This is a genomic window from Corallococcus sp. AB049A, from assembly GCF_003668885.1.
Lineage (GTDB): Bacteria > Myxococcota > Myxococcia > Myxococcales > Myxococcaceae > Corallococcus > Corallococcus interemptor.
This window is the reverse complement of record NZ_RAWL01000506.1, coordinates 1-5734: the sequence shown is the minus strand read 5'-3', so window position 1 is coordinate 5734 and position 5734 is coordinate 1. Positions and strand designations below refer to the sequence as shown.

Here is a 5734-nt window from a genome sequence, read left to right as displayed (position 1 = left end):
GTTGTGTATAAGAGACAGGAAGAGGGCGACGGCGAGGGCGAGCAGGGCGGTCAGCACGCGAGCCGGAACACGCGGCAGGGCGATGGCTCGGGCACGGGCCGGGGCGGAGAGAGCCAGCCGCTCGTCTTCGGCGGCGAGGCGGAGATGGATCCGAACCGGCTCGCGTTCCAGCCGCTGCCGGAAGGCAACGGCGGCGAAGCGGAAGAGTTGTGGGGCCTTCGCGCAGCGGATCCGCAGGCCCGGACGGGGCAGGCGGGGCCGTCCAGCGCGAAGGGCACGGGCGCGAAGGGCGATGCGACGGCGGGACCGACCTCCGGTCCGCTGCTGCCTCGCAACCGCGACCTGGTGAAGCGGTACTTCGGTGGTCCGTAGTCCAGCAGGGGGAAACGACGTGGCAGCGGAACTTCTGAGCCCCGCCGAAGCACAGGGCGCGGCGGACGTGGCGGCCCGGCTCAAGGCCGGGCTCAACCAGGTGATGCTCGACCAGGAGGCGGTCGTCGAGCAGGTCGTGACGGCCATCCTCGCCCGGGGCCACGTGCTCCTGGAGGGCCTGCCCGGCCTGGGCAAGACGGAGCTGTGCAAGGCCCTGGCGCGGCTGCTGTCGCTGCCCTTCCGCCGCATCCAGTTCACCCCCGACCTCCTGCCCGGCGACATCACCGGCACCTACGTGCTGGAGGGCGAAGCGCGCCGCGACTTCGTCTTCCGCGAGGGCCCCCTCTTCGCGAGCCTCGTCCTCGCGGACGAAATCAACCGCTCCAGCCCCAAGACGCAGTCCGCGCTGCTGGAGGCCATGCAGGAGCGCTCCGTGACGGTGCTGGGCCAGACGCGCCCCCTGCCCGACCCCTTCTTCGTGCTCGCCACGCAGAACCCCATCGAGCTTGAAGGCACGTACCCGCTGCCCGAGGCGCAGCTGGACCGCTTCCTCTTCCGCATCCTGGTGCCGCCCGTGGGCGCGAAGACGCTGCGCACCCTGCTCACCACGCGCGTGCGCGGCGCGCCTCCCGCGCTGGAGCCGGTGCTGGACGCGGAAGGCCTGTCGCGCCTGTTCGCCGCCGTGGACCGGGTGCACCTGCCCGGTCCGGTGGCGGACTTCATCGGCCGGCTGGTGGAGGCGTCCGACCCGCGCCAGCCCTCCGCGCCCGAAGCCGTGCGCCGCTTCGTGCGCTTCGGCGCGAGCCCTCGCGCGGCGCTGGCCCTGGCCGCCGCGGGCCGTGCGCGCGCGCTGCTGGAGGGCCGGCCCAACGTGGGCTTCGACGACGTGGTGGCCGCCGCGCCCGCCGCCCTCAACCACCGCCTGGTGCTGGCCTACGAGGCGTCCCTGGAGAAGGTGACCGCGCCGGACGTGGTGCGCGAGCTGCTCAAGGCCACCCCCGAGGTGCCTCGTGGCTAGCCGCGCGACCCTCGTCCTGGCCATGGGCCTGGGGGCCCTGCTCTGGGGCGCGACGCCCGCGTTCGCCACCAGCCCGACGGTGGAGGCAGCGCGAGAGGCGGAGCCCCAGGGCAGCGGCTACCGCAATGTGGCGGAGACGACGGAGATGCTCCAGGACGTGGGCGGCGGCCTCAAGGTCTCCATGCGCGTCGTCACGCTCGTGCCCAACCGGGGCTACACGCCCATCCAGGTGACGGTGCACAACAGCGGCGGCCAGCCGCGCCCGGTGCGCCTGTCCATCAATGCCCAGGGGCGCCTCATCGAGCGTTCGCTGGAGTTGGCCCCGCGCGAGCGCACGGTCACGTGGCTGATGATGCCCGCGGACCTCCAGTCGGGGACGCTCACCATGAGCTCGCCCGGGTTGGACACCGCGTCCCGGGGCTTCTACCTGGACGGAGCCCGGGGCGCGCGCGTGATGGTGCTGGGCGACGTGAAGGCCTTCGAGGCGGCGACGGGCCTCGTTTACTCGCCGGAGAACGTGGAGCCGCTGGTCGCCACGCGCTTCGTGGAGCCTCGCACCGCGCCGCGCGAGCTGGCGGCCTACGCGGGCTACGACGCGGTGCTGGTGACGGTGCCCGCGGATCAGGTCCCCGATGACGTCTGGGCGGTGCTGGAGACGTACGCCGTGAGCGGCGGCAAGCTGGTGCTCGACCAGCCTCCCGCCAATCCGCGCCTGCGCCTCCCGTTGCTCCAGGACGACAAGGCGGAGCTGTCCCCCTATGGCTTCGGCTTCGTGCGCCAGTTCCGCGAGTGCCGGAAGCAGGAGCCGGGCTGCGGCTTCAGCCTCTGGGAGGACACGCAGCGCTCCCAGTCCGTGGTGACGCCCGCGGGGCCTCCGCCCCGGTGGGAGCGCCACGACCTGCTGAACGACGGTCGGCTGCCGCTGCTCTCCAGCGCCCGCGCGCCCGTGGGCCGCTTCCTCCTGCTCATCTTCCTCTTCACGCTCGCGGTGGGGCCCGGCGGGTGGATGCTCGCAAGGAGCAAGGGGCCGCTGGCGGTGCTCATCGCGGTGCCCTCGCTGGCGGTCCTCACCAGCCTGGGCCTGGTGGCGTGGTCCGTGCTGGTGGATGGCTTCAACGTGCACGCCGCGCGCTACAGCCTCACGCTGTTGGACCGCGAGCGCTCGCGCGCGGTGACGGTGGGGATCAACGCCTGGTACGCGAACCTCGCGGAGGACGGCATGCGCATGCCCGGCTCCAGCGTGCTGCTGTCCGCCAGGGACCCGGAGGAACCCCCGCGCTTCCTGGACTGGACGAACGGGCTCGCCGTGAAGAACAGCTTCCTGCCCTCGCGCAGCTACCGCGAGTGGGGAGAGCTCGCGGTGGTTCCCTCCCGCGCGCGGCTGGCGGTGCACAGGGCCGGCGGCGGCGTGCGGGTGCAGAACGCGCTGGGCGCTCCGCTGAAGGGCGGCACGGTGAAGCTGGACGGCCGGTTCTGGGCCCTGCCGGAGCTGGCGGACGGCGCGGAAGGGGCGGCCACGCCGCTGGACGCGGCGCCCGAGGACCTGCTGGGCATGGAGCACGAGCCGCTGTCGCGCTTCGCGGACGGGGTGATGCCCCTGTCGCGGGCGCTGGAGGACGGGGCGTTCGTGGCGCGGCTGGGCGGGCGCGGCTTCACGCCCACGGCGGCGCTGGACGTGGAGCTGGAGGCCGCGCTGCACGTGGTGCGGGGTCAGGCCGAGGAGGCACGACGATGAGCCTGCTGGAGGTGAAGGGGCTGCGGCGCGACTACGGGGCGCTGCGCGCGGTGGACGACGTGTCGTTCTCGCTGGAGGCGGGCAGCATCCTGGGCTTCATCGGGCCCAACGGCGCGGGCAAGAGCACCACGCTGCGCATCCTGGCCACGCTGGACGTGCCCACCGCGGGCTCGGTGCTGCTGGACGGCACGTCGCTGGTGGACGCGCCGGACCGGGCCCGGCCGCTGTTGGGCTACATGCCGGACCGCTACGGCACCTACGACGACGTCACCGTGACGGAGTTCCTGGACTTCTTCGCGCGCGCGTACGGACTGAAGGGCGCGCAGCGCAAGCAGCGGGTGGAGTCGGTGATGGAGTTCACGGGGCTGGGGCCGCTGGCGCACAAGCTCACCACGGAGCTGTCCAAGGGCATGCGCCAGCGCGTGGCCCTGGGGCGCACGCTGCTGCACGACCCCCGGCTGCTCTTGCTGGACGAACCCGCGGACGGCCTGGATCCGCGCGCGCGCATCGAGCTGCGGGAGCTGCTGCGCGCGCTGGCGGACCAGGGCAAGGCGGTCATCATCTCCAGCCACATCCTCACGGAGCTGGCGGAGATCTGCGACAGCTGCGTCATCATCGAACAGGGGCGCCTGCTGGCCCAGGGCAAGGTGGAGGACCTGCTGCGCCAGGGCCCGGACACGTCCCGCGTGCTGGAGCTGACGGTGCGGCTGGCGGCGACGGGTGACGGGAGCGAGGCGCTGTGGGCGCGCACGGAGCGCACGCTGCTGGAGCAGCCTCGCGTGAAGGACGTGTCCCGCGAGGCCAGCGCGCTGCGCGTGCGGTTGGAGCTGGAGGTGGACGCGGGGCCGACGCAGGCGGAGGCGGCCGCGGCGGCGTTGCTCTCCGCGCTGGTGTCGCAGGGGCTGCCGGTGTGCGCGTTCAGCCCGCGCGAGCGCAACCTGGAAGATGCGTTCATGACGGTGACGAAGGGGAGGGTGGCGTGAGCACGCAAGCAAGTCCCGCGTCGGGCGCGGCCGAGTCCGCTCCCTCGCCCGGAGTCCCCGCCGTAACGTCCGACCGGTGGGAGAAGTGGGGCGACCGGCTCAACCCGCTGGTGGTGAAGGAGGTGCGGCAGGGGCTGCGCACGCGCGTCTTCTGGGTGAGCTTCGGGCTGTTGCTCGCGGCGTGCCTGGTGCTGTCGCTCATCGCGTACGCGAACACGCACGACAGCACGTACACGCGCGAGGGGCGGAGTTACTTCTTCTCCTTCTTCGTGTGCCTGGCGCTGGTGCACTTCGGTCTCATCCCCTTCAACGCGTACCGCTCCCTGGCGCGCGAGCGTGAGGACGAGACGTGGTCGCTGCTCCTGCTCACGGGGCTGGGGCCGCGGCGCATCCTGCGCGGCAAGGTGGCGTCGTTCCTGGTGCAGGCGGTGCTGTACGCGTCGGCGGTGGGGCCGTTCCTGCTGTTCAGCTACTTCCTCAACGGCATTGACCTGCCCACCATCCTGATGGTGCTGCTGTTGGGTGGGGCGTGGCTGGTGTTCCTCACGCTCGTGTCGGTGTGCGCGGCGACGCTGGCGGACAGCCGGATGGGGCGGGCCGCGGTGCGGCTGGCGCTGGTGGGCGTGCTGGTGGTGACGTTCTTCCAGTCGCTGACGTTCGCCTTCGTGATGACGAACGAGCGCGGCAGCGGGTTCTCGTTCGACCGGGACTTCTTCCTGGGGCTGGGCACGGCGCTCTGGGTGCTCGGGTCGAACGGGTGGCTGGTGTTCGAGACGGCGGTGTCGCGGCTGTCGCTGGTGACGGAGGACTACACGCGCCATCCCCGGCGGGCGCTGGTGGCGCAGGTGGTGCTGACGTTCGTGGGCATGATGGCGGTGTGGTGGCTCCAGGACTGGGACAACAACATCCTCGAGGTGATGGGCATCCTGGGCGGCCTGCACCTCATCTTCGTCAGCCTCTTCGTGGGGACGGACGTGGACGGGCTGGCGCGGCCCCTGCGCGCGGGGACGCGGGGCTGGTCGCTGTTCAAGCCCGGCGCGCTGCGCGGCTTCCGGCTGTCGGTGCTGCTGCTGCTGGGGTGGGCGGCCGGGTGCGCGGTCCCGATGCTGGTGGTGGACGACGCCTCGGGGAGTCTGCGGAAGGCGATGTCCACGGTGGCGCTGGCGCTCTATGGGGTGCTGTACCTGTCGGTGGCGCTGCTCTTGGGGCGGATGCCGCGCTCGGGGCGGTTCGCGTCGCCGGTGTCGGTGCGGCTGCTCTACGTGCTGGCGGGAATCCTGGGGGCCGGCGTGCCGCCGCTGCTGGCGGTGTTCCTGGGGCTGGAGGGGGACGATGCGTTGCTCAACCTGCTCAACCCGGTGGTGGGGACGCTGAACTTCGGCAAGTACGACTACAGCGACCCGAGCGGTCTCAAGCTGCCGCCGGAGATGCTGCTGTGCGTGGCGCTGGTGTCGCTCCTGGCGGCGTTCGCCGCGGACCGGGTGCTCGTGGGGCGTGAGAAGCAGGTCCACGAGCAGTGAGCACGATGCTGGATGAGGCGGAGGTGGCGCGGCTGGCGCCGGGGTTGAGCCTGGCGCTGCCTCGGCTGCCGCAGCGGGGGAGGGTGGGCGAGGTGCGCGCCACGTC

At 72.4% G+C, this 5734-nt stretch carries 4 protein-coding genes and 1 pseudogene; all 5 read left to right on the top strand.

Annotation, left to right across the window (positions count from 1 at the left end):
* A pseudogene (locus D7X55_RS34700) lies at positions 1-372 on the top strand (hypothetical protein); the annotation flags it as partial.
* A 19-nt stretch (positions 373-391) separates the two neighbouring features.
* Positions 392-1390, top strand: coding sequence for a MoxR family ATPase (locus tag D7X55_RS34695; RefSeq protein WP_199747286.1), 999 nt, complete (start codon positions 392-394; stop codon positions 1388-1390).
* Positions 1383-3125, top strand: a complete 1743-nt coding sequence (locus D7X55_RS34690) for a hypothetical protein (RefSeq protein ID WP_233610248.1) — start codon at positions 1383-1385, stop codon at positions 3123-3125. The genes D7X55_RS34695 and D7X55_RS34690 overlap by 8 nt, the downstream gene beginning before the upstream one ends.
* Positions 3122-4108: an ABC transporter ATP-binding protein gene (locus D7X55_RS45580; RefSeq protein WP_121725281.1), complete on the top strand. Its 987-nt coding sequence runs from the start codon at positions 3122-3124 to the stop codon at positions 4106-4108. Before D7X55_RS34690 ends, D7X55_RS45580 begins: the two co-directional genes overlap by 4 nt.
* Positions 4105-5628, top strand: a complete 1524-nt coding sequence (locus tag D7X55_RS34680) for an ABC transporter permease (RefSeq protein ID WP_120550069.1) — start codon at positions 4105-4107, stop codon at positions 5626-5628. The genes D7X55_RS45580 and D7X55_RS34680 overlap by 4 nt, the downstream gene beginning before the upstream one ends.
* The last annotated feature ends 106 nt before the right edge of the window (positions 5629-5734 follow it).

Coding starts and splice junctions, on each gene's coding strand:
- D7X55_RS45580 (WP_121725281.1), top strand. CDS start 3,122: ATGAGCCTGCTGGAGGTGAAGGGGCTGCGGCGCGACTACGGGGCGCTG.